Here is a 23112-nt window from a genome sequence, read left to right on the forward strand (position 1 = left end):
CTTTTAGTTCAATAAGTCACAACAGAAGCAGAGAAACTTTGCGCTGTTCATGGCAATTTGACTAAAGCTGAATTAAGCAAACTTCATTTCCTTCGCAACATTCAGATCAGTCGAATCGTCGTTTGCTAGTGGTGTGTGTTTATGGAGTGGTTCATGCGATGGAACGGTTTGTCGGTGCTCTCTCACTAACCCTATTGCTGTCTGGATTGGCAGCAGTTGCTCAGGTTTCGCCTTCTCAAACTCCCACCTCTAACTTAATTAATGCGGAAATCCTGCCTGCGCTTAAGGGCGACCTGGCTCAAGCAGATGCCGCAGTGAGCCGCGCTGAACTGGCAAATATCTTAGTCACCACCTTTCAACTTGACCCGGCAAAACAAACCGCTGCTGCCCCTGCGTTAGCAGATGTGTCGGTCTCGCACTGGGCTTACAAAGATATTCAGACGGTTGTAAAAAGCGGTATCATGACCGTTCAGCCGGGAGGAAAATTTCTTCCCGATCATCGAGTCTCTCGCGCTGAGGCGTTTTCTGTAATCGCCAAAGCATCGGGCAGTGTTCAGGATTCGGACCCGACCGCTACTGGGATTTTGGCAAACTATGCCGATTCCTATCAGGTTCCGCCTTGGGCACGCCAGCAGATTGCAGCGGCCCTGCATCGCGGATTCGTCAACATACGATCGGATCAGCGAATCGATCCCTTGAGCGTCATGACTCGCGCTGATATGGCTCATGCCCTGAGACAGTATCATTTTCAGGAGATTCCTACAGGACTGCGCCGTTCGTTTTCTAGACCAATTGGAAGCTGAACGTAACCCTGGAAAGTTTACTGGGGCTTCAGGAAACCCAAATTAAGGTTTTCAATTCCTTCACCTGAACCCTTTCCTCACCACTTATGCTGGATTCAACCAGCGCATTAAATTGTTTAAGCCTGCTTCAACTTGCTAACTTAACGATCGCTTACCTTCACTCTGGCTAGTCCCACCGCGATCGTTTCCTATGATTCCACAGGTGAAATGATGAATAGTTCATCGACACTTCATACAATTCATTCTCCCAGACGTGATCCCCTCCAGCCTATCCGTCTTTGGGTAGATACTCTTCCTGTCCAAGACCGCACCTTTGCCCGCCGCATTGCTAAGCTGATCCCGCCGCAGTGCCCGTTTGAGCGCGACATCAAGGTGTTCGGGAAAACTCTGCTGCACATTCCGCCCCTCTGCAAGCTCAACCCTCTTTATGAAGAGCTAGTCGGACTGCGGTTTCGTGCCCTCTGCTATCTGGCAGACGAATGTGGTGAAGATATTCGCCCTTACTGCTAAGCCAGATTGCCAGTTGATCCCTGGATTCCCTATTAAACCCAATTAAAATAGTTCCACTTTTGCAGGCTTTATGCCTGCTTTTTTTATCAGCTTGAAAGCTGCAAAATCTTTGCCTCCGGGGAACTCGTGATCCCCAAGGGAACTAGAGAGCTAGTGTAAAGCAACAAAAAAGGGGGCAAAGCCCCCAGAATTATGTACTCGTGCTATCAACTTTGCTTGATCAAATCAGGCTTACGCGATTGCTTCGCAGTTGCCCCTACGGGGCGATCGGTGCAAAGCTTGCTTTTTCCTGACGACAAATCTGGATCTGACCATCATCATCAACATCGGCAAAAGCAGTATCACCGTCCCGAACAGTACCCGACAGCATCGCTTCTGCAAGATTGTCTTCGAGTAAGCGGGCAATCGCTCGACGCAAGGGGCGTGCCCCATAGACGGGGTTAAAGCCCTCGGAGACCAGACGCTCCTTAAAGGCAGGCGTGACTTCCAGACCAAGATTCTGCGCTTGCAGACGAGCTGCGACTTCTTGAATCATCAGGTCGGCGATCTGAGTGACTTCTTCGCGGTTGAGCTGACGGAAGACAATGATCTCGTCAATGCGGTTCAGCATTTCAGGGCGGAAGTAAGCCTTCATGTCGTCCATCACGCGCGATCTAATCTGGTGATACTGAGCGGTTGCGGTATCTTCTGCGGTTGAGAAGCCAAGGCTGCTGCCACCTTTTTCGATCGCCTTCGAGCCGATATTCGAGGTCATGATCACGACCGTATTCTTGAAGCTGACCGTGCGACCCCGCGAATCGGTCAAGCGACCGTCTTCGAGCAACTGAAGCAGCATGTTGAAGACATCAGGATGCGCTTTCTCGATCTCGTCCATCAGGATCACGGTGTACGGCTTGCGGCGAACTGCCTCGGTCAACTGACCGCCTTCGTCGTAGCCCACATAGCCCGGAGGCGAACCAATCAGCTTGGAAACCGTATGCGACTCCATGAACTCAGACATATCGAGCCGGATCATCGCTTCTTCGGAACCGAACACGGCAACGGCGAGGGCTTTGGCAAGCTCAGTTTTACCCACGCCCGTCGGACCCGAAAACAGCAGACTGGCGATCGGACGATTGGGATCACTGATGCCCACCCGAGAGCGACGTACGGCACGCGACACAGCTTTCACCGCATCTTCCTGACCGATCACCCGCTCATGCAGAACGTCCTCTAGGTGCAGCAGCATCATCGATTCAGATTCGGTCAGCTTGCTCACCGGAATGCTTGTCCAGGAAGCAACCACCTGAGCAATGTCTTCGGCAACCACCACGGGTAGGTCAGCCTGCGAAACGGTCACATCTCCGTTCTTGAGCGCCTGAATCTGCTTTTCTAACTCCAGCTCGCGATCGCGCAACTGTCCGGCTTTGTCGAAGTCTTGCTCGGTGACAGCGGCTTGTTTGGCGGTAGTGACTTCCTTCAGCTCATGCTTAAGATCTTTAGTGGGCGAGGCTTTGCTGTTGCGAAAACGCACCATTGATCCGGCTTCGTCAATCAAGTCGATCGCCTTATCAGGCATGAACCGATCGGTGATGTAGCGATCGGAGAGCTTGGCAGCCGCATCCAGTGCCTCGTCAGAAATCGTCAGGCGGTGGTGCTGCTCATAGCGATCGCGCAGTCCGTGCAGAATGGCGATCGTTTCTTCTACAGAAGGTTCACCCACCATCACGGGCTGGAAGCGGCGTTCCAAGGCAGCATCGCGCTCGATGTGCTTGCGGTATTCGTCCAGTGTGGTCGCGCCAATCACCTGAAATTCACCTCTTGCCAGGGCAGGCTTCAGCATATTCGCTGCATTTGTACCGCCTTCGGTTCCGCCCGCACCCACAAGGGTATGAATCTCATCAATCATAAGAATGACATTCTGCGACTCGCGGACTTCCTGAACAATCCCCGTAATGCGCTCTTCAAAGTCACCCCGGAGCTTTGTGCCTGCCAGGAGGCTGCCCATGTCAAGCGAGATGATTTGCTTGTCCAGCAGAAGGTCGGGAACCTGACCATCTACGATACGCTGTGCCAAACCTTCGGCGATCGCAGTCTTGCCGACGCCAGGCTCACCCACCAGCACCGGATTATTCTTAGTACGGCGACCCAGGATTTGAATCACACGCTCTAATTCGGGCGATCGACCCACCATCGGGTCAAGCTTACCGTCTTTGGCAAACTCGGTCAGATTGCGACCAAACTCGCTCAGCATCTTGCCTATCCCCTTGGAGCTGCCCTCCATCGAGCGACGACGTGCCCCAGCCGTAGCAGGTTCGACTTCATTCATTGCCTGAAGGAGCTGCACTCTGGCGGAAACGGCATCTACGTTCATTGCTTCCAGAACTTTGTTGGCAACATTGTCACCGTCCTGAATCAGTGCCAGCAGAATGTGCTCTGGCGCGATGTAAGGCGTATCAAGCTGCCGTGCCTGCTCGAAAGCTAGCTCAAAAATGCGCTTTGATTTAGGTGTAAAGGGAATATTGACTGGGACGAAACCAGAACCGCGTCCCACAATTTTTGTGACTTCGCGTCGTGCGGCTTCCAGCGTAATCCCTAGCTCGGTCAGCAGTTTAAAGGCTGCCGTGCCTTCTACGCGGATTAAGCCTAATAAAAGCTGCTCGGTACCGACATGAGCATGACCCAGCCGACGCGCTTCTTCCTGGGCAGCCATGACAACGGCGATCGATTTCTCAGTGAAATACTCAAACATCTTGAGGTGGTTCCTGAATGGAAATGGCAACTAAATAAAGTGACAAAACTAAAGTGTCAACGTGCATCAGGTTCTGAACTGAATTGAAACGCGATCGAATCAACAAATGGCTGTACCACAGGTCAGAACCGGGAATACAAAGACCCAGTGCTCACTAGGACTGATCAGGGGCAGGGTCGGTGAGGTCTTTCAGAAAGTGATGTTGGACGACAACTAGAGCTGCGCTGACACAGCCCATAAACGAAAGGGCGAATAGCATCGACATCGCAGCACCTCGCTCTATGAAGATGTGTGTATTACTTATTACTACTGTATCGATCGAGCCGAGCTAGGGGCAGGGAGGATAACCGTAGAAGGGATGGGGGGTGGATGGATGAATGAGGAGGTGAGGGGGTGGGGCGATCAGCTTGTTTAACGCTAGGCAATCCGTGAACTCGCGATCGCCGCTTTGACCTGATTTTGCAGCATGAGTCCGTACTCTAATCCGGTGACTACTGCCTGATAAGAGGCTTCAATAATGTTGCCGGAAACACCCACGGTTGACCAGCGTTGTAAACCATTGCTGCTTTCGAGCAGGACTCGGGTTTTGGCAGAAGTTCCGGCGGGGCTGTCGAGGATGCGGACTTTGTAGTCGGTGAGGTAGAAGGAGGCGATTTCGGGGTAGAAGTTGGTGAGGGCTTTTCGCAGGGCTGCATCGAGGGCAGAGACGGGACCATTGCCTTCGGCGGCTTCCAGAATGTCTTCTTCGTTAACAGCGACTTTGATGGTGGCGATCGATTGGCTGCGCCACTGTTCTGGATCGCGAAGCAAATTGCAATGAACGTTGAAATCTTTGATCGTGAAAAACTGCTGTCGTTGTCCGAGAGCTTCGCGCATCAAGAGTTCAAAACTGGCTTCGGCGGCTTCAAACTGATAGCCTTCGTTTTCTAAAGTCTTGAGATGCTGAAGGATCTGGCGACTTTGAGGATCGTGGCGATTGAGTTCAATCCCAAACGATCGTGCTTTTGCGAGTAGATTGCTCAAGCCTGCCTGATCGGAGATGACAATCCGCCGCTGATTGCCTACCTGCTCAGGTTGAATGTGTTCGTAGGTTAGCGGGTTTCGCTCAACTGCGCTAACGTGAATTCCACCTTTGTGGGCAAAGGCAGACAGCCCGACAAACGGCGCATGATCATCGGGAGCCAGATTCACCACTTCGCTAATCAGGCGGCTCGATTCGGTGAGCTGGGCAAGCTGAGCGGGCGGAATGCAGTCAAATCCAAGCTTCAGTTGCAGGTTAGGAATTAATGTACAAAGGTTGGCATTGCCGCAACGTTCGCCGTAGCCGTTCATTGTGCCCTGCACCATCCGCGCCCCTTCCTGAACTGCGACGATCGCATTTGCCACCGCCGTGCCGCTATCGTTGTGCGGGTGAATTCCAATCTGCGGCGGGGTTTGTTCTCCGCGAATATTTTGCACAAACTGTACCACTTCCCGAACGCTGGCAGAAATTTCGTGGGGCAGGGTTCCACCGTTCGTATCACAAAGCACGAGCCATTCTGCACCACCCTCGATCGCCGCCTGGAGAGTCTGAAGGGCGTAGTCGCGATTGTGCTTGTGTCCGTCGAACCAGTGTTCTGCGTCGTAGATCACCCGTCGTCCCTGAGTGCGGAAAAAGGCGATCGTTTCCCGAATCATTGCCAGGTTTTCGTCCAGGCTGGTTTGCAGTCCTTCCGTGACGTGCAGATCCCAGGATTTGCCGAATAGCGTGATCCAATCGGTGCCAGCCGCAAGAACCGTTTGCAGCATCGGGTCGGCTTCTGCGGACTTGCCAGGGCGACGGGTTGAGCAAAAGGCGACAACTTCTGCCTGGTTCAATGGCTCTTGCTGAAGCTGGGCGAAAAACTGAGCATCTTTTGGATTTGCACCGGGCCAGCCGCCTTCAATAAAAGGAATTCCCAGGCGATCGAGCTGACGGGCAATTCGCAGTTTGTCTTCCAGGGAGAGTGAAAGTCCTTCGCGCTGGGCGCCGTCTCGGAGGGTGGTGTCGTAAATGTGGAGGGGGGGCATGAGGGGTAGACGGTGGATGGGTGAGAGTGAATGGGGGGCGAGGCGATCGAGAGAGAGGAGATCGAGAAGTAAATTAGGGTTCGATCGCGATGCTAGACCAGGCAGGGTCAAGAAGGGTATGAAGAAACGTAAACTATGAACAAGCTTGATGTAGAACTTTTAGACCTGGAGGATTGGAATGCCCAGAATGACGGCGCAGAGAAAGACGTTTGAGTGCGATCGGGGGACGAATTTACGTTAAGTTCTCCTGAAAAATGGGGTTGCGCTGCATAATGGTCAGTCTAAGATCATCAACTGCAAAGGCATTGGAACCTGTGGAACCTGTGCGGTTCAGGTGGAAGGCGAAGTGTCTGCGCCTCAGTGGAAGGAAACTGCGCGTCGCTCATTGCCGCCCCATTCCTTAGAACAAGATCGGCGGCTTGCCTGTCAAACCTGCGTTTTAGGAGATGTGAAGGTGACAAAGTTTGATGGATTTTGGGGACAGGGAAATCAAGTGGTCTGGTAACCTTCAGGTCGAAAAATTTGAGCTTCTGCCTAAAATTAGCAGTGCAACATGGGGAAAGCGATGTGGATATTCTTTTAGGATTGTTGTTGCTGAGCGGCTTGTTTGCCCTATTTCAGTTGCTCCTGCCGGGAAAACAAGGAAGGGGAATTGGCATTGCCCAGTGGATAACCTGGATTGCTCTGGCAACGATACTGGTTGCTTTCTTTGGCTCAGGACGCGCCGGAGAAACATTTAATCGATTTACAGGCAATTTTTTCGATCGAACGCCACCCGCCTCTAGCCCAACCGTTAGCCCTATCGTTCAGCCTACGCCGATCGACTCCCAACCGCTGCCCTCGCCAACCGTAACGCTTACCCCTCTGCCTCCGCCTCCTAATCTAGACAGTCCGTCTTCTGGTGAGGCACGCCGAGGTTTAAACGAGATTCTCTCGATCGCGAATCCGCTGCTTGTGCAGCCTTCCCCCAGTCCGTTCCCCGCTCCAACTCCTGCTCCCACTCTGTTTCCTTCTCCCAGCCCGCTCCCCCCTCCGACCCCTTCTCCTTCTCTTTCTCCGAGTCCGCCGCGAACTGATAATCCCCCTCCCCCTCCGGTTTTTCCGTCTGCTTCCCCTCCTGCCCAACCCCCAATTAACGGGCTTTGGTAACGCAAATCTGATTGCCTGGGCGATGATAGGAATATCAGAATGGGAGTATCCACCGTGCCGGAACCGATTACCCTGCTGATTGCGCTGGTGGGAATTGTGCTGCTGGGCTTTGTTTTTAACACGATCGATGTTTTCAAGGATGTGGGTCGAACGATCGCGCTGGTGCTACTGGCGGTGCTGGTGGTGCTAATGAGCGATCGGCTAATTCCCTGGTTTCAACAGCAAGGGTTTTCCTTCGATCGATTGCCAGATCTGCGAAATTTTCGTTTGAATCCTTTTGCGGTGGGAGTTGTACAACCCGGATGGCAGGATCTTCCTTATCTTTTGTCGAATCAGCCGCCGCCCGTGCGACCTGCCCCCACCGTTCCGATCCCAACTCGTCCTCCCAGAACCAGCTCTGCGGCAAACTATCCGCAAACAGTAGAGCCCTACCAGAATGGAGGTGTTGCTCCCCCTCCGCCGATCGTGCCGCCTTACAGTACTCCTTCTCCCTCTAACCCTTCTACCACGCCTCCCCCGCTTGGCAGAAACCCGGTTACAGGACTGTGGTAGGTTAAAAAACTCTGGAGATCCGTCCTTACTTGCAATGAATTCAACGTCTGATGTTTTGATTATTGGCGGCGGCGTGATTGGGCTGTCGATCGCGATCGAGCTAAAGCTGCGCGGAGCCTCTGTCACTGTTTTAAGCCGAGATTTTCAGGAAGCTGCCAGCCATGCTGCTGCTGGAATGCTGGCTCCCAGTGCCGAAGCAATTGCCGATGCGCCGATGCGTGAACTGTGTCTGCAAAGCCTCAGGCTCTACCCAGAATGGATCAGCAAACTCGAATCCCTGACCGATCGCTCCACAGGCTACTGGGCTTGCGGCATTCTTGCCCCCGTGACTGAAGCGGCTGATTCGCAAAACCCTCCAGTTCTGGATTCCCTGCCTGCTTACTGGCTCGATCGCCCTGCAATTCATCTGGTACAGCCTGAATTAAGCGAACAAGTGATCGGTGGCTGGTGGTATCCCGAAGAAGGACAGGTTGATAATCGTGCCCTGGCGCAAACGCTACGATCGGTGGCAGAAATGATCGGCGTTGAAATCCAGGAAGGCGTGACGGTCACAGAAATTGTGCAGCAGCAGGGGCAGGTCGTCAAGTTGCGATCGAATGGGGGCGATCGATCGGCGGGGCATTACATCCTGGCAACCGGAGCCTGGTCGCAGTCGATTATTCCAGTTCCGGTGCAGCCTTGTAAAGGACAAATGCTGGCGATTCGCGTGCCGTCAGAAATTTCACCCCTACCGCTTCAGCGGGTACTGTACGGCGAAAACGTTTATATTGTGCCGCGTCAAGATCGACGGATTGTGATCGGGGCAACCAGTGAGACGATCGGCTTCACGCCCGGCAACACCCCCGCAGGACTACAAACCCTTCTGAATGCTGCAATCCAGCTTTACCCGGCACTGAAAGACTTCCCGATTCAGGAATGCTGGTGGGGCTTCCGTCCTGCAACGCCTGATGAAATGCCTATTCTCGGTGATAGCCTCTGTGATAATCTCACCCTGGCAACGGGACACTTCCGCAACGGTATTTTGCTCACGCCTATTACCGCCCGGTTGATTGCCGATCGCGTCTGGAATGGCACGATCGACCCATTGCTCAACGAATTCTCCTGGCAACGTTTCCTCTGTCCCACCCAATCCCCATCCCCCCTCGCACCCGTCTCAACCCAACCTCCTATGCTGCAATTTTCGACCCCTCAGATCCCCGCTTCCCCAGCTCCTGCCCCTTTTGCCGATGAGCCTCTGATTATTGCCGGACGGGAGTTTCGATCGCGCCTGATGACTGGAACTGGAAAGTATCGAAATGTTGCCGAAATGCAGGGCAGCATCGTCTCTAGCGGCTGCGAAATTGTCACTGTGGCAGTTCGGCGTGTACAAAACAACGCCCCCGGACATGAGGGTTTGGCTGAGGCGATCGACTGGCAAAAAATCTGGATGCTGCCGAACACCGCAGGCTGTCAAACCGCAGAAGATGCGATTCGGGTGGCGCGGCTTGGACGCGAAATGGCAAAGCTGCTGGGTCAGGAAGACAATCACTTTGTCAAATTAGAAGTGATTCCCGACTCGAAATATCTTTTGCCTGACCCGATCGGTACACTCGAAGCCGCCGAACAGTTGGTCAAAGAAGGATTTGCCGTGCTGCCCTACATCAACGCCGACCCGCTTTTAGCAAAACGCCTGGAGGAAATTGGCTGTGCGACGGTGATGCCCCTGGGTTCCCCAATTGGCTCAGGACAAGGCATTCGCAACACGGCAAATATTCAGATCATTATCGAGAACGCCAAAATTCCCGTCGTCGTGGATGCCGGAATCGGTACGCCCAGCGAAGCCGCGCAGGCAATGGAAATGGGAGCTGATGCACTGCTGATCAATACGGCGATCGCCCAGGCTGAAAATCCGCCCCTGATGGCACAGGCAATGCGATTCGGCGCAGAAGCAGGACGGATGGCGTATCTGGCAGGACGAATTCCGGTCAAGGCTTTTGCCAGTGCGAGTTCGCCCCTAAGCGGCCGAATTACCGAGTAGGACTGATCTCTGTTTCAAAGTCCCCCACTAGTGGGGAATTTAGGGGGCAATGCAGGATCTTGAGGACTGGCTCAAATTCAAAGTCCTTCACGGGTGGGGAATTGAGGGAGCGATGCGGGATCTCGAAGACTGGCTCAAACCTTCTCTTAAAGAATCTGCGATAGAAACTTCTTCGTGCGATCCTCTTTAGGATTGTTAAAAAACTCGTTTGGCTCCGCTTCTTCCACTAATAGACCGCTATCCATTAGCACGACGCGATCGGCAACTTCACGGGCAAATCCGACTTCGTGAGTAACGCACACCATCGTCATGCCGCTTCTTGCCAGGGTTCGCATTACGTCTAGCACTTCGCGCACCATTTCCGGGTCGAGGGCAGAGGTGGGTTCGTCGAACAGCATGATTTTGGGCTGCATTGCCAGGGCACGGGCGATCGCCACCCGCTGCTGCTGACCGCCGGAAAGCTGACCTGGAAACTTTTGCGCCTGATTCAGGATGCCGACCCGTTCAAGAAGCTGCATTGCGACTTCTTCGGCTCTAGCTCTCGTCCAGCGGCGCACCCAGATCGGAGCCAGGGTGACATTTTGCAGCACAGTCAGGTGAGGAAACAGGTTGAACTGCTGAAACACCATGCCGACTTCGCGGCGAATTGCTTCGATATTTTTTAGGTCATGGCTGAGGTGAATGCCGTCGATCGTAATGCTGCCCTTTTGATAGGTTTCCAGCGCGTTAAACGTCCGAATAAACGTGGATTTCCCAGAGCCAGACGGACCCATGACCACCACCACTTCGCCTTTGCGGACGGTGAGGTCAACGCCGCGCAGCACATGAAAGTTGTTGTCGTACCACTTTTCGACCTGTTGAGCGACAATCATTGGTTCGGTTGAGGTTCCACCATTCAGGGTGGCTTCGGGCTGGAGTTGAGTCATCGGTTATTCTCCCTATCAGGCATTAAAAGATGAGATTTTTTTAGAGATGTTTGGAATTGTCATTTGGGATTATTGAATCTGCGTTAGTGCTCACTATTCAAGCTGGTTTCAAGCCGTCGAGCTGCCCAGGCCATGGTGTAACACACTGCCCAGTACAACACACCGATAAATAAATAAACTTCGGCATATCTGCCAATAAACAGGGGGTTTGCCAGAATCGATCGACTAATCCCCAGCAGGTCTGAAAGTCCCACGATCGCTACCAGGGTTGTATCTTGCAGCAGGCTGATAAACAGTCCCACGATTGCCGGAATCGAAATCTTGAGTGCCTGGGGCAACACGATCAGTCCCAGCGTCAGCGGTGTGTTTAGCCCCAGTGCGCTGGCTGCCTCAGATTGTCCTTTGGGAATTGCCTGGAGTCCACCCCGGATGGTTTCGGCTTGGTAGGCAGCCGCAAACAGCGTCAGACCCAGAATTGCTCGCAGTACCAGATCTGGCCGGCTTCCAGCAGGCAGAAACAGCGGAACCATCACCAGACCGATAAACAAAATCGAGATCAGGGGAATGCCGCGAATGACTTCAATATAAATTGTGCAAAGCCAACGAATCACGGGTAAAGAACTCTGCCGCCCCAATGCTAGCAGCAACCCAAACGGAAACGACAGGGCAATGCTCACGACTGACATAAACACTGTCAACATCCAGCCGCCCCAGGCAGTGGTCTGCACCAGGGGTAGCCCGAAGCCGCCGCGCATCAGCCAGAGCGCGATAAAGAACGAGAGAATCCATGCCAGGGGCAACCATTTAGCAATGCCCGGAACTCGTCTGCCGATTTGTTGACCTGCCCCGATCGTCCCCAGCACCAGGGCCTCGATCGCCAGCAAAATTAAGCGATAGGCAAACGGCGTCGGCAGCAGCAGCAGCACCAGGGCAAAAATACCAAACCCAATCAGTACGTTCCGCGACAGGAGCTTGGGCTGATTTCGGGCAACCACACCCCAGGTTAATCCGCCGAGTCCACCAATCATTGCCAGCATTAGAGCCAGCCGCCAGTACTGATTCGCCGGGAATCGTCCCACAAAGAAGAGCGGCAGGTTTGCGGGAATGACTTGCCACTTCGCCGTGGTCGTTGCCCACCAGATAAAGCCAAACAGCGTTCTGCCCAGAACAAAGACAATCGCGATCGTCAGCAGCGAGTTAAACCAGCTATTGAACAAATTTTTGCGAAGCCAGGCGATCGGTGTGGATGCGGGTTGCGCGGGGGCACTAGTCGGAGCAGTATGCAGAGTGGTCATAAGAGGCGCAGCTGAAATCGGAGAAATGGTTAAAAAGAAGGGCTAGAAACGTTTTTATCGTTCTGTAATTTGCACTAGGCGATTGAGCTGGTTCATAAACAGAGAAATCAGCAGATCGGCGATCAGGTAGGTCAGCATGATCAGCAAAACGACTTCCACTGCCCGTCCAGTTTGGTTTAGCGTGGTTTGCGCGGTGGCAAAAATATCGGGATAGCCGATCGCCAGTGCCAAACTAGAGTTCTTTGCCAGGTTAATGTACTGGCTGTTTAGCGAGGGAATAATCACGCGCAACGCCTGTGGAAACACGACCAGCCGCATCGCTAACCCAGAATGCAGCCCTAAGGCTCTTGCTGCTTCCCACTGCCCCTTAGAAACGGACTGAATCCCTGCCCGGACAATTTCTGCAATAAATGCCCCAGTATAAAAGGCAAGACCTGCTAGCATCGAGCCATACTCCAGCGACATTCGCAGTCCGCCTTGAGTATCGTTATTAGCCACCTGTGGAAACTGCCAGCCCAAGCCAAACAGGAAGATAACCAGTGCCGCCACAGCCATGCCGATAAGCATATAGCGCTGCGGTTTGCCGGATGCGCCCTGTTCTTCCATCACTTTAATACGCTGCCGCCAGACGATCGAAGCCGCGATCGCTAGCCCAATCAACGCAGTCAGCGATAGCCAGGCGATCGGTTGGTTGGCGGGCCACGGAATCACAATTCCTTTCTTGCTCACCAGCACCGATCCAGGCAGACGAGTAACGTTCGCACCCTGCGACATTCCAAAAAAGACGGCGAAGTACCAGAAAAAGAGCTGAAGCAGCAGCGGCGTGTTGCGAACGATTTCGACGTAGAACTGACTAATTTTTTTGACCAGCCAGTTATTAGAAAAGCTGGCAACTCCGGCAAGAATGCCTAACACCGTTGCGGCAACAAACCCGACCAAGATCAGCCGCAGCGTATTAGTAAAGCCAACGACAAGTGCCCAGAAATAAGTGTCTGTAGGCTTATAGGAAAGAATTCCTTCACCGATATTGAAGCCAGACTGATTTCGCAGAAAGTTGAAGTCAAACTGTCGTCCAAGCTGCTGAAGGTTACGGCTCATATTGCCCATCAGGATCGCGCCGACCGTCACGACAGCCAGCAGCACGATCGCTTGAACTGCAATTCTGACAAAGCGATCATCACGCCAAATGGGAATTTTTTCAGAAGAAGGATCAGTCGAAGAAGTCATAGCGGGAAAGGTATCAAGGCGGCAGAATCACGGAGAGAATGAAAAGCGACCCGTTGAAGCGACAAAGACTCTCCAAGGTGGAAAGTCTTTATCACAGACAGATAGAGTCTAGCGGAATGGCGGCGAATACATCAGACCGCCCTTCGTCCAGAGGCGATTTTGACCGCGATCGATCTTGAGCTGAGAGTTTGTGCCTACATTGCGCTCAAACACCTCGCCGTAGTTGCCGACTGCCTGAACCGCTTTCACCATGAAGTCATTCGACAGACCCAACTGAGTTCCCAGCTCGCCCTGTGCACCCAAGAAGTTTTGGATATCAGGGTTTTGGTCTTGCACCTTTTGCTGCACATTTGCCTGCGTGATGCCAAACTCTTCTGCCTGGAACAGTCCGTAGACAACCCATTTCACGGTGTCAGACCAGCGCGAGTCGTTGTTAACGGTCACAGGAGCTAGCGGCTCTTTTGACAGCACATCCGGCAGCAGAACGTGATCATCGGGCGTCGGGAAGGCACTCCGTTTTGCTGCAAGCTGCGATCTGTCAGTGGTCACCGCTTCACAGCGTCCTTCCTGATAAGCCGCGAAGTTGGCGTTGGAGTCCTGGAACTTCACTTCATTAATCGTGACCCCTGCTTCTCTTGCCCGTGAAGCAAGGTTTAGCTCAGTCGTCGTTCCGGTTTCAACGCAAACTGATTTACCGTTCAAATCCCTAAATGCTCGAATTCCGGAATCTTCTTTCACCATCAAGCCCTGACCGTCATAGAAAACAGTCGGCGCAAATTCCAGACCGTTTCCACCCGTCGAATCCCGGCTACTCGTCCAGGTCGTGTTTCGGGATAGCATATCGACTTCGCCGTTTTGCAGTGCCGGGAAACGAGCCGAAGAATCGAGGTTGCGATACTCTACCTTGGTCGGATCACCAAGAACGGCGGCTGCCACTGCTTTACAAATGTCAACATCCAGTCCAGAGTAGTTACCGCTGGAATCTACAAAGCTGAAGCCAGGAATTGTACCTTCTACGCCGCAAATAAGCGATCCACGAGACTTGATCGTATCGAGACGGCTGCCTGTATTCGCTGCCGGAGCAGCAGCTCCACCTCCTGCTCCAGTGTTCGTCGTCGCTGTGTTGCTTGCGCCCGATCCACAGGCACTCAGCGTTGCAACCGTCAGGGTTGCAGCCAGGAAAAGGGAACCCCACTTCCTCATATTTATTTCACCCACTTTATTCATTAGAGAATCGAAAACAAGAACAGCTCTAACTATTCACTCTGACCCTAAACAGAAGCGAGATTCAACAAAAGCAGCACCAATAAGCCAGTACTGCCCGATTTACCTAAACCTTGCCAGAGGAATGAGAAGTCATTTATCCAGGGTTTCAGATCCAAATCAGAATGGGATCAATCTCGCCTGGATTCTTCTCACTTTTTTACATTCTCCTGGTTTGCGCTTCAGTTTTGTATCTTAGTGTACAGGTTGTCTATCGTAAGTTGGATTCTCCGATGTTCTATAGGTTCTAGCGAATTATTAAAGGAGTTAATAGACGTGAGAGAAAAACTGCGATTCCTGCGCCATGTCGCGAATCAGGGCAATTCGCAGATGAATATAGTTGCTCAGAATGTCTTGCTGTTGGCGATCGAGCAGCTGTTCAGACCACACCTGGCGCAGCAACCACTGCACTAAACTCAGATCGTCCAGGGCTAGAGGAATTGTCGATCGAATCTCATCTACGAAAGCCCAAAACTGACGCATCATCGTTGGACTCATGTCAACCTCTTAAGGTTTGCTTTAGATTTCACTAAGTTACCCTGATTTTTCCTGGTCCTCCCAGTTCCAGATACAAGAAGAAATAAGAGTTACAAAAGCTTCAAGGAGCGATCGATAAATTGACTCCGATCGGCGTTTTACGGGAAAAGAGTCTAACAAAAGAGGGATGACGCTGCTCTTGAAATAAGCAATTTCATCCCTAGTGTTCATAATTTTGCTGGTAGTGTTCCAAACTAGGCTGGCGGTTGCACAGCGATCCCAAAAGGGGATTTGAGGAGTGTTTATCTCCTACCTTGCCCCTAAATCCCCAGGGCTAGGGAATTTCGAGCATGAGCATGGATTGGACGCAGGTTCCCCAGAATGAGGCGGCTACAGGGCAGTTTGAGTTGCGATTAGCTTGTGGTTGCCGTAGTAAGCTGCTTTTCAGGAAGCTCAACGTACTGGGCAACTAGCTTACGGAACTGTTCCCCGTCGATCGTTTCTTGCTCTAGCAGCATATCCACAATGCGATCGAGCAATTCGCGATGGTCGCGCAGAATGCGGCAAGCTTCGGCATAACAGCGCGTTGCAATATCTCGCACCTGATGATCCACACGGGTTGCTACTTCATCGGAGTATTCCGATCGCGACATCAGATCGCGTCCCAGAAAGACTTCCTGATTGTGGCTTTCCAGAGCAAAGGGTCCCAGGTCAGACATTCCGTAGCGCGTTACCATTTCTCGCGCCAGATTTGCCACAACCTGAATGTCATTGCTTGCGCCCACCGTGATTTCAGCATCGCCAAAGACTTCCTGCTCAGCTGCCCGTCCTCCCAGAGCGATCGTAATGCGATCGAGCAGCCAGGAACGAGTGTATAAGCCGCTGTCAATCATTTCCTCGTTAAAGGTCTGCTGGGCAAAACCGCCGATGCCCCCCGATCGCGGAATGATCGTCACCTTGTTAAGCGGGTCAGAGTTCTTCAGCAAAGTCATCAGCAGTGCGTGTCCTGCCTCATGGTAGGCAATGAGCCGCTTCTTCTTGCTGTCAAGCAGGGGGGTCAGCGTCATTCCAGTGGTTACGCGATCGATCGCGTCGTCAACTTCCAGCAGTGTGATCGCATCCTTGCGTCGTCGTGCCGTCAGAATTGCCGCTTCGTTGAGCATATTTGCCAGCTCTGCCCCTGAAAATCCGGGCGTGCGGCGGGCGATCGTTTCCAGCGACACATCTGCGTCAAGCTTTTTGTTGCGGGCATGGACTTCCAGAATGCCTAAACGTCCTTTGTAGCTTGGCAGATCGACTGACACCTGGCGATCGAAACGACCGGGGCGCAGAAGCGCGGAGTCCAGGACATCGGGACGGTTCGTTGCCGCAATAATGATAATGCCCGCGTTGCCCTCGAAGCCGTCCATTTCGGTCAGCAACTGGTTCAGGGTTTGCTCGCGCTCGTCGTTACCGCCGCCAATCCCGGCTCCTCGCTGCCGTCCAACTGCGTCGATTTCATCAATGAAGATAATGCACGGCGCGTTCTCTTTCGCCTTCTTGAACAGGTCGCGCACCCGGGACGCCCCGACTCCCACAAACATCTCTACGAACTCCGAGCCAGAGATGCTGAAGAAGGGCACTCCTGCTTCTCCGGCGATCGCCTTTGCCAGCAGCGTTTTTCCGGTTCCGGGAGGACCAACGAGCAGCACCCCTTTCGGAATTTTTGCGCCGACAGCGGTGAAGCGTTCGGGTTTTTTGAGGAAGGTTACGACTTCCTGGAGTTCTTCTTTGGCTTCTTCGATGCCTGCTACGTCGTCAAACATAACGCCCGTTTTGGCTTCCATTTGAAACCGGGCTTTGGATTTGCCAAAGTTCATTGCCTGACCGGAGGCATTGCTGGTGCGCCGCAAAAACATCAATAACGCTGCAATGAGCACAAACGCTAAAAGCCCGTGCGTCACTAACCAGGCAATCGTCCGGCTGTCGGCAGAAGGCTGAACATCAAGCTCCACATTATTGCCGCGGGCTGCTTCCACCAGTTCAGGGTTTTCGCCTGTAAAGAGAGTCACTTCCTGGCTGGTGTTGCCCTGATAGGGCTCTTTAAGCTGCACCTCAGCCACATTTCGAGCAGGGTCAATTTGAATTCGGTTAACTTCTCCCGCTTCAACTTTTCGCAGCAGATCGCTATAGGTTAGGGCATCTTTTGCGGCTGGAGATTGAGCCAAACCCGGAGGACTGCCCAGCGTACTTTGCAGCACCAGCCAGATTGCGGTTGCCGCCCCGGTCATCCAGGAACCCTGCCGCATTTTTCGATCGCGCTTTGAGGATAAGACCATATTTGCCTGTTGCCCAGCCTGTCTCATAACCTGTTGCCCTTTGCTGTCTTGTATCGCTGAGGGAGCTGCCCTTTTTCTTTGCTTAGCACTAGTCTAGCTTGCCCCATCGTAACCTTTGTTTTGGTTGGTGGGGGAGTGGGGAATGGGGGGATGCGTAGGACGGTGGAAGGGAGAATGAAGGGATGGGCAGGAGGTTGGGGAAGGCAATGAAGCTTTAGGAGGGTATTGGTCTGCATGAACTTCTGCCCTTTTCTCTGCAAACCTTCCCCACTTTGTACTTGCTGCTATGCTCTGCCCGCTTGCGCTCCTGTGATTTCTTGACCCTTTATTCCTCCATCCCTTACTTTATTCCTCCACTCCTTACCCATTCACGCATCCACCCTTCTACTGCTGCACCTTCGTCAGAGCCATGACTGCCTGCAATCGCACATCGGGATCATTGTCCTGGGTTAACTGTTGCAGTTGTTCAATAATTTGTTCCGATTCGCTGCCGCCTTGGGCTGCAATTTCGCCTAGCTCGTACACTGCCGCAACTCGAACTGTGCCATCACCTGTAAGGAGGGCATGCATAAAGTGTTTGGTGCGATCGTTTTGTGAGGAGAGCTGGGCATTTGCGGTGGGACGGAGTTCTGCAATTTCTTCCAGAATGGATGGCTGGTGAACTCGGGTGGGTTCTGCGTTACTGTTAAGCACTTCGCTGATGGCAGGGTCAGTGGGAATCAGATCGGGAACTTCCACTTCGCCAAATGAGTTGGGATGCACAATACTCGTGACAGACAGAGAGGCGGCAAGGGTGAGATCCGTATCTGAGTCGAACACAACGTCTGAGTCGAACACAAATGGAGAATTGCTCGGTGAGGTTGATGATTCTGAAGATGCTTCGGAAGAAGAGGATGTTGATTCAACGGGTTCGGAAGCGGGCATTTCTGCTATGGGAGCAGGAATTTCGGGGGCGGTTTTTGGCTCGGAATTCAGGATTGGATTGTCTGAAACCGAGTCTGCAACGGAGAATTCCTGAATAGCAGGCTCGGCAACAGGCATTTCTGGAGCTTCAAGCTGAGTAGAAGCATCATTGACTAACGCTTCGATCGCCTGCTCAAATTCTGGAGCGACCTCTGAAGGTGGTGAGGCGATCGATAATTGATCTGAAGACTGATCTACAGATCGATCGAGGCGAGCAGGAGCCGAATTTTGAGCAGAATAGCGTGCGGACTGACGTTTTCTAGCCACTCGCCGAGCCGCAAAATATGCTTCTACTAAAAGATAAGATACTAAACTAATCCAAATGAATTGCATAGTTTGATTGCCTTTTACCTTGCTTTTACTACGCTTTAACCGTATTGCAGCAAATGCACCCTGGATGGCGCATCTCACTTACTGAAGAATTTTGGTATTGCGATCGAAAATTGCTGCGCTTGATACTGCTCTTTTAGGCGATCGAAGGTACAGCGAATGCCAGAAGGTAATGCCGAACGCGAAAGCGGGATAGCAGGGGAAATGACAAGGCGAGTTTGCGGCAAATGCCCCTGCTTCAAACGGATGAGGAACTTGAACACGATCGGCGCGTGACCTGCCTGGAGCTATTTTTCGATCTATTTATTGTGATTATTGTGGAAGAGTTTGCTCATGATTGAGCAGAGGATATTTCATAGGCAGGTGTTAGCAGATTTATCTTTTTCTGCATTTGTTTTTGCACTTACAGCGGGTTTAGATCGGCGCAACCTCTTGCAACGACCCCTTTGAAACCGAAGGATTGAAGCCAAGAGAATTGAAAATCGACTAATTCAAAATCACTTTTTGCAGCACTGTGCCGTCGGTATTCATGCGATAGACGATCGGGACACCCGTAGCCAGTTCGAGTAAAGGCACTTCCTCTGAGGTGAGCCGATCGAGATCCATGATGATCGATCGCAGCGAATTGCCGTGTGCCGCAACCAGCACATTATCGCCTGCCTTAAGCTGCGCCAAAATGCGATCGCGGAAGAAAGGCATTGCCCGGTGCATCGTATCTTCTAAGCTTTCGCCGCCCGGAGGACGCTCAGAAAACGATCGCCGCCAGATCTGAACTTGTGCCGCGCCAAATTTTTCGACCGTTTCCTGCTTGTCTAATCCCTGAAGCTTGCCGTAGTAGCGTTCGTCAAGCTGGGGTGTGGTGAAAATGGGCAATTCCTGTGCGGGTTCTCCGTCGTAGTGATCCCATCCGTGCCAGTTGGGGTCATCGTCACCATGTTTAAGGATGGGGGTTTTGCCGCCGCAGATTTCGCTGCACTCAGTTAGACACACCACTGCCGTCTCCATCGCCCGAAACAGCATACTCGTAAAGCAAACATCCACCCGGTAGTCTCTTAGCTTCTTAGAGGCGACCATCGCTTCTGCCCGTCCCCGCTCGCTTAGCGGCACATCGACCCATCCGGTAAATTTATTGGCAGCGTTCCACAAACTTTGTCCATGACGAATCAGAATCAGATCGGGCATTTCGATCGCCTCACACAATAAGCAATTTTTGCTAGCCGAATTTTTCTAATCCTTAAAGTGATAGATTAACAGGCATTTTGTATCGACCCTTAGGTATTACTTTTGAAGAAATTTAGAGAATATCTCAGCTTGAAGCAGGAATTCCGCAGTATTTCAACAAGGGTGCTGGTGATGCTCCTGGGAATTAGGCTGCTGTTTTGGCTGGCGATCGTACCCCCGGCAAACGCCGCCCCCTGTCGGATAATAGGCACTCAAACAGTCTGCATCAGCGAGATTAAGCGCAGCGCGAAATATCCCTGGGAATATCGGGTAACGCTGAGCCAGGATGGGGTGAAACAGCCCCAGGAGATTTTGAACTGTCGCGATGGGAAGCAGTTTTCCCCACAGGGTAATCGCCGGCCAGTCAATTCAGAGGCAGGTGCTGTGCTGTTTCAAACCAAGGAAACTGGAGAATGGATTTGTCAGCCGGTGAAGCGGAATTGACGCAAGAAATCCCTCAAAACCTTAACTTTTGTCGGAGGTTCACTCAATAGGAGTCGGTTACACTACTCGCGAAAGTGCTGGCAGCCTCTATGTTTCAGATCGGTCAACTTTTGGACGATCGCTATCAGCTCGTTGAGCCGCTCAAGATAGCTGGCGTGCGGCAAACCTGGCGATCGATCGACTTAACCTATCAGACGGCTTGCATCATCAAGCTGCTTGGATTTCACCCGACACTGCAATGGCAGGACTATGAGCAATTTGAGCGGGAAATCAGAATTCTTAAAACTCTGAAGAATAATTTCATTCCACGCTATTTGACCCATTTCTCGCTGGAACTGGAGGGAATGCACTGGTGTGTCCTAGTGCAGGAAGAAATTTCGGGTACATCGCTGCAAAGTTTGCTGGATCAGCATCACCGCTTTACCGAGGATGAAGTGCGGCAAATCGCGATCGACTTACTCCAAATTTTGATCGATCTGCAGGGGCAGTATCCACCTGTTTTGCATCGCGACATTCACCCTGGTCATGTGATGCTGACGCCCGATCGAACAGTTTATCTAATTGGCTTTGGGGCAGCGCAAATCGGGGCAGGGGCGATCGGCGATTTCACGGTAACCGGAACTTACGGCTATGTGCCGCTAGAGCAGTTTGGCGGACAGGCTGTGCCTGCTTCTGATTTGTATGCCGTTGGCGCAACGATACTGCATTTATTGACTGGAGTATGTCCGGCAGATTTGCCACAGCATCAGTTTAAGCTTCAGTTTCGATCGTTTGTTTTGATTGACGATCGATTTGCTGTCTGGTTAGAAAAAATGCTAGAGCCAGATATAAAACAGCGATTTCAAACCGCAAAGCAAGCGTTAACGGTTTTGTTAAAAGCTCAATTAAAAACTGAATTAGAAACTGAGCCAGACGATAAGGCGGTCGTGTTAAATGCTGATGATGGTGCTCGTTCACTTCAGATTCAAAAAAACGAATTCGAGCGCGTCACACTCAATCAACTTTCTGATCAGCTACAAGTCAATATCCGCAAGCGCGGCATTCATTTTGCAGATGCGCTTTGGCTGGGTGCGGGCGCTCTTACGGGCGGCGTATCGGTATTGATGCTGTTTTCCCCTGTTCATCCGGTTTTGAGTCTGTTGTGCTGGCTCGATAGTTTGCCCCTGCTGGGAATTGGCTTGATTTCTGCGCTGGGCGAAGCCTCGGTCACGCTGAGCGATCGATCGCTGTTCATTCAGTGGAAATGTTTGGGACTTCCCTATCGCAAGGTGAAACAATCTAGCCCGGCAGTGGCGATCGATTCGGCAACAACAGGAATTACGATTCAAACCGAGAATCAGCGGCACAATATCGGGCAATTTTCGCCGGAGTTAAGTCACGCAGAGGCGGAGTGGTTGGTGGGGGAAATTGGGCGGTGGATGAGTGGGTGAGTGAATAGCTGTTAGAGTTGGGCAGCTTGGAGGCAGGTTGAGAAGGGGGCAGTGGTTTTAAGGGCTTGGGGGTTGATGTGGGTCGGGGTGGCGGCGTAGCCCCAGGATTGCAGGGTTTGGATCAAGTGCGATCGATTGGGTAAATTTAATTTGCCGCGTCGTCCGATTTCGCGCAGGGTGTAAAAGTAGGGGGGCAGGGAAGATTCTGCTTGCATGGTTTCTAGAATGGCGACGCAGTCTGACCATTGCCGTTCCTGGGCGATCGCTTTCATTTCAGCTACATAATCTGCATCGTGTAAATCACTTAGCCACATTGCGCCACTGATGCTGAGGGGCGACCGGTCTTGCGGGCAGTGGATGCGCCCCAGTTTTTCCCAGGCGATCGTCTGGTAGTCGCCGCAGGTGTGGCAGTAGCCAAGGAAGCCGTAGCTGCGGGAGTTGAGCTGGATCGACGGCACAAGCCGCACCATAACGCGATAGCTCTCTCCGGCAAACAAAGAAAAGACGGGAACTACGCCAAATCCTTTTGCGGCAGCACTCTGCTGGACTGCGCCAATCAACAATCGAAGTCCCTGTTCGTGGGCGGCAGGATGGGAACGGGCATATGCGCCAAAGGCGGCAAGACTGCGATCGGGCGTTGAGCCACTCGCGCTTCTGCCATCGGTGCTGGTGAGGTAGAGCAATCCGCCCAGAGCGACTGCCCATAGACTCGTACTTAAATAAGGCGCAGGTGACCCAAACGCATCAACATCGACCAGATCATAAAAATCCTGCTGACGATAGCACTCAAAAAAGACCCGATTGGCATCCTGATTCGTGAGACGAACGCGATCGGCTGGAATTTGAGAGAGATTCTGCTGCAATACGCCACTCATTTCAGGATTGCTGTCGTTGATCCACAAATCATTCGCTCCACTTTCCCAGAAATAGCGAAGCGATCGAATACCGCTGCCTGCCATTGCGTCTAACACGCGCAGTCGTCCGGTTTGCTGACGGTAAACGGCTGCTGCCAGCACCCCCAGATCGCGCACCATTCGACTTTGAGGGCGGTAAAAGGCATTGCCGATGTAAAAGTGAGTGTTGCGTTCGGAGGCTGCTTTGGAAGGGACGGTCATCTTTATTTTTTAGATTTTTTGCAGGAGGGTTGCTCAGTGCAGTGTGAATCAACGTTGATTGAGCTTTTTCTTTATCGCCCTGCGTTAGTCGTGGCGATATCGAGTGACTGAGGCACAGGTTGAAGCACTGGCTTGCTCAATCAGCTTAATGACAATTTTCTCAGCACCGTCGTCCACGAACTGCGAACCCTGATGGCAAGCTCATGTAGAGGAAAGAGGAAGATATGGTTTGAGGAATCGCGATTGGATAGAGCGATCGTTGCCCAAGTAGCCATGCCACCGTCTTCTTTAC

Annotated in this window: 18 protein-coding genes and 1 pseudogene; 8 read left to right on the plus strand and 11 right to left on the minus strand. The window is 52.4% G+C overall.

All coding sequences use genetic code 11. From position 1 onward, the window contains the following. The first annotated feature begins 158 nt into the window (after positions 1-158). Positions 159-803, plus strand: coding sequence for an S-layer homology domain-containing protein (locus tag NDA02_RS12930; protein ID WP_190789764.1), 645 nt, complete (start codon positions 159-161; stop codon positions 801-803). 210 nt (positions 804-1013) lie between these two features. Beyond that, complete coding sequence (locus NDA02_RS12935) at positions 1014-1313, plus strand: Mo-dependent nitrogenase C-terminal domain-containing protein (protein WP_199296295.1); 300 nt, start codon at positions 1014-1016, stop codon at positions 1311-1313. 256 nt (positions 1314-1569) lie between these two features. Here the strand turns inward: NDA02_RS12935 and NDA02_RS12940 are convergent, their stop codons facing one another. After that, complete coding sequence (locus NDA02_RS12940; protein ID WP_190789762.1) at positions 1570-4044, minus strand: ATP-dependent Clp protease ATP-binding subunit; 2475 nt, start codon at positions 4042-4044, stop codon at positions 1570-1572. A 417-nt stretch (positions 4045-4461) separates the two neighbouring features. After that, positions 4462-6093, minus strand: coding sequence for a citramalate synthase (cimA, locus tag NDA02_RS12945; protein ID WP_348249307.1), 1632 nt, complete (start codon positions 6091-6093; stop codon positions 4462-4464). Positions 6094-6271: 178 nt separating this feature from the next. Here cimA and NDA02_RS12950 point away from each other — a divergent pair. The 4 genes and pseudogenes from NDA02_RS12950 to thiO all read left to right on the plus strand — a co-directional run bounded on the left by NDA02_RS12950 (position 6272) and on the right by thiO (position 9811). Continuing rightward, positions 6272-6598, plus strand: a pseudogene (locus NDA02_RS12950) (2Fe-2S iron-sulfur cluster-binding protein). Between the two features lie 62 nt (positions 6599-6660). After that, entirely contained in the window at positions 6661-7242 is a 582-nt protein-coding gene (locus NDA02_RS12955; RefSeq protein WP_206755095.1) for a hypothetical protein, read from the plus strand. Between the two features lie 39 nt (positions 7243-7281). Further along, a complete protein-coding gene (locus tag NDA02_RS12960) occupies positions 7282-7794 on the plus strand; it encodes a PEP-CTERM sorting domain-containing protein (protein WP_190793178.1) in 513 nt (170 codons plus the stop codon). A gap of 34 nt (positions 7795-7828) precedes the next feature. Continuing rightward, a complete protein-coding gene (gene thiO / locus NDA02_RS12965; protein ID WP_190793177.1) occupies positions 7829-9811 on the plus strand; it encodes a glycine oxidase ThiO in 1983 nt (660 codons plus the stop codon). 146 nt (positions 9812-9957) lie between these two features. On the opposite strand, the gene NDA02_RS12970 is transcribed toward thiO, so the two are convergent. From NDA02_RS12970 to NDA02_RS13005, 8 genes are all read right to left on the minus strand, one after another. Then, a complete protein-coding gene (locus NDA02_RS12970) occupies positions 9958-10737 on the minus strand; it encodes an amino acid ABC transporter ATP-binding protein (RefSeq protein WP_277879219.1) in 780 nt (259 codons plus the stop codon). A gap of 83 nt (positions 10738-10820) precedes the next feature. Next, entirely contained in the window at positions 10821-12032 is a 1212-nt protein-coding gene (locus NDA02_RS12975) for an amino acid ABC transporter permease (RefSeq protein ID WP_190793176.1), read from the minus strand. Positions 12033-12086: 54 nt separating this feature from the next. Next, complete coding sequence (locus tag NDA02_RS12980) at positions 12087-13259, minus strand: ABC transporter permease subunit (RefSeq protein ID WP_190793175.1); 1173 nt, start codon at positions 13257-13259, stop codon at positions 12087-12089. Positions 13260-13367: 108 nt separating this feature from the next. Continuing rightward, positions 13368-14462, minus strand: a complete 1095-nt coding sequence (locus tag NDA02_RS12985) for an amino acid ABC transporter substrate-binding protein (RefSeq protein WP_190793174.1) — start codon at positions 14460-14462, stop codon at positions 13368-13370. 327 nt (positions 14463-14789) lie between these two features. After that, positions 14790-15020 (minus strand): hypothetical protein, encoded by a 231-nt coding sequence (locus NDA02_RS12990; RefSeq protein ID WP_190793173.1) that lies wholly within the window; start codon positions 15018-15020, stop codon positions 14790-14792. Positions 15021-15412: 392 nt separating this feature from the next. Beyond that, on the minus strand, positions 15413-17317 hold the full coding sequence (gene ftsH / locus NDA02_RS12995; RefSeq protein WP_190793172.1) for an ATP-dependent zinc metalloprotease FtsH: 1905 nt from the start codon (positions 17315-17317) through the stop codon (positions 15413-15415). A 384-nt stretch (positions 17318-17701) separates the two neighbouring features. Beyond that, complete coding sequence (locus NDA02_RS13000) at positions 17702-18613, minus strand: HEAT repeat domain-containing protein (RefSeq protein WP_190793171.1); 912 nt, start codon at positions 18611-18613, stop codon at positions 17702-17704. Positions 18614-19096: 483 nt separating this feature from the next. Continuing rightward, positions 19097-19792: a 2,3-bisphosphoglycerate-dependent phosphoglycerate mutase gene (locus NDA02_RS13005; RefSeq protein ID WP_190793170.1), complete on the minus strand. Its 696-nt coding sequence runs from the start codon at positions 19790-19792 to the stop codon at positions 19097-19099. Between the two features lie 102 nt (positions 19793-19894). On the opposite strand from NDA02_RS13005, the gene NDA02_RS13010 reads away from it, so the two are divergent. Together NDA02_RS13010 and NDA02_RS13015 are read left to right on the plus strand one after the other, a co-directional pair. Next, a complete protein-coding gene (locus NDA02_RS13010; RefSeq protein WP_348255075.1) occupies positions 19895-20275 on the plus strand; it encodes a hypothetical protein in 381 nt (126 codons plus the stop codon). 89 nt (positions 20276-20364) lie between these two features. Further along, positions 20365-21705 (plus strand): serine/threonine-protein kinase, encoded by a 1341-nt coding sequence (locus NDA02_RS13015; RefSeq protein ID WP_190793168.1) that lies wholly within the window; start codon positions 20365-20367, stop codon positions 21703-21705. Positions 21706-21716: 11 nt separating this feature from the next. Here the strand turns inward: NDA02_RS13015 and NDA02_RS13020 are convergent, their stop codons facing one another. Next, a complete protein-coding gene (locus NDA02_RS13020) occupies positions 21717-22820 on the minus strand; it encodes a tRNA (guanine-N1)-methyltransferase (RefSeq protein ID WP_190793167.1) in 1104 nt (367 codons plus the stop codon). Between the last annotated feature and the right edge of the window lie 292 nt (positions 22821-23112).

This window comes from Leptolyngbya sp. ST-U4 (assembly GCF_039962215.1).
Lineage (GTDB): Bacteria > Cyanobacteriota > Cyanobacteriia > Elainellales > Elainellaceae > Leptolyngbya_A.

Bases quoted from the DNA above. Each gene is read 5' to 3' on its own strand.
- NDA02_RS12930 (WP_190789764.1), top strand. From the start codon at position 159: ATGGAACGGTTTGTCGGTGCTCTCTCACTAACCCTATTGCTGTCTGGA.
- NDA02_RS12935 (WP_199296295.1), top strand. From the start codon at position 1,014: ATGAATAGTTCATCGACACTTCATACAATTCATTCTCCCAGACGTGAT.
- NDA02_RS12940 (WP_190789762.1), bottom strand. From the start codon at position 4,044: ATGTTTGAGTATTTCACTGAGAAATCGATCGCCGTTGTCATGGCTGCC.
- cimA (WP_348249307.1), bottom strand. From the start codon at position 6,093: ATGCCCCCCCTCCACATTTACGACACCACCCTCCGAGACGGCGCCCAG.
- NDA02_RS12960 (WP_190793178.1), top strand. From the start codon at position 7,282: ATGGGAGTATCCACCGTGCCGGAACCGATTACCCTGCTGATTGCGCTG.
- thiO (WP_190793177.1), top strand. From the start codon at position 7,829: ATGAATTCAACGTCTGATGTTTTGATTATTGGCGGCGGCGTGATTGGG.
- NDA02_RS12970 (WP_277879219.1), bottom strand. From the start codon at position 10,737: ATGACTCAACTCCAGCCCGAAGCCACCCTGAATGGTGGAACCTCAACC.
- NDA02_RS12975 (WP_190793176.1), bottom strand. From the start codon at position 12,032: ATGACCACTCTGCATACTGCTCCGACTAGTGCCCCCGCGCAACCCGCA.
- NDA02_RS12980 (WP_190793175.1), bottom strand. From the start codon at position 13,259: ATGACTTCTTCGACTGATCCTTCTTCTGAAAAAATTCCCATTTGGCGT.
- NDA02_RS12985 (WP_190793174.1), bottom strand. From the start codon at position 14,462: ATGAGGAAGTGGGGTTCCCTTTTCCTGGCTGCAACCCTGACGGTTGCA.
- NDA02_RS12990 (WP_190793173.1), bottom strand. From the start codon at position 15,020: ATGAGTCCAACGATGATGCGTCAGTTTTGGGCTTTCGTAGATGAGATT.
- ftsH (WP_190793172.1), bottom strand. From the start codon at position 17,317: ATGGTCTTATCCTCAAAGCGCGATCGAAAAATGCGGCAGGGTTCCTGG.
- NDA02_RS13000 (WP_190793171.1), bottom strand. From the start codon at position 18,613: ATGCAATTCATTTGGATTAGTTTAGTATCTTATCTTTTAGTAGAAGCA.
- NDA02_RS13005 (WP_190793170.1), bottom strand. From the start codon at position 19,792: ATGCCCGATCTGATTCTGATTCGTCATGGACAAAGTTTGTGGAACGCT.
- NDA02_RS13015 (WP_190793168.1), top strand. From the start codon at position 20,365: ATGTTTCAGATCGGTCAACTTTTGGACGATCGCTATCAGCTCGTTGAG.
- NDA02_RS13020 (WP_190793167.1), bottom strand. From the start codon at position 22,820: ATGACCGTCCCTTCCAAAGCAGCCTCCGAACGCAACACTCACTTTTAC.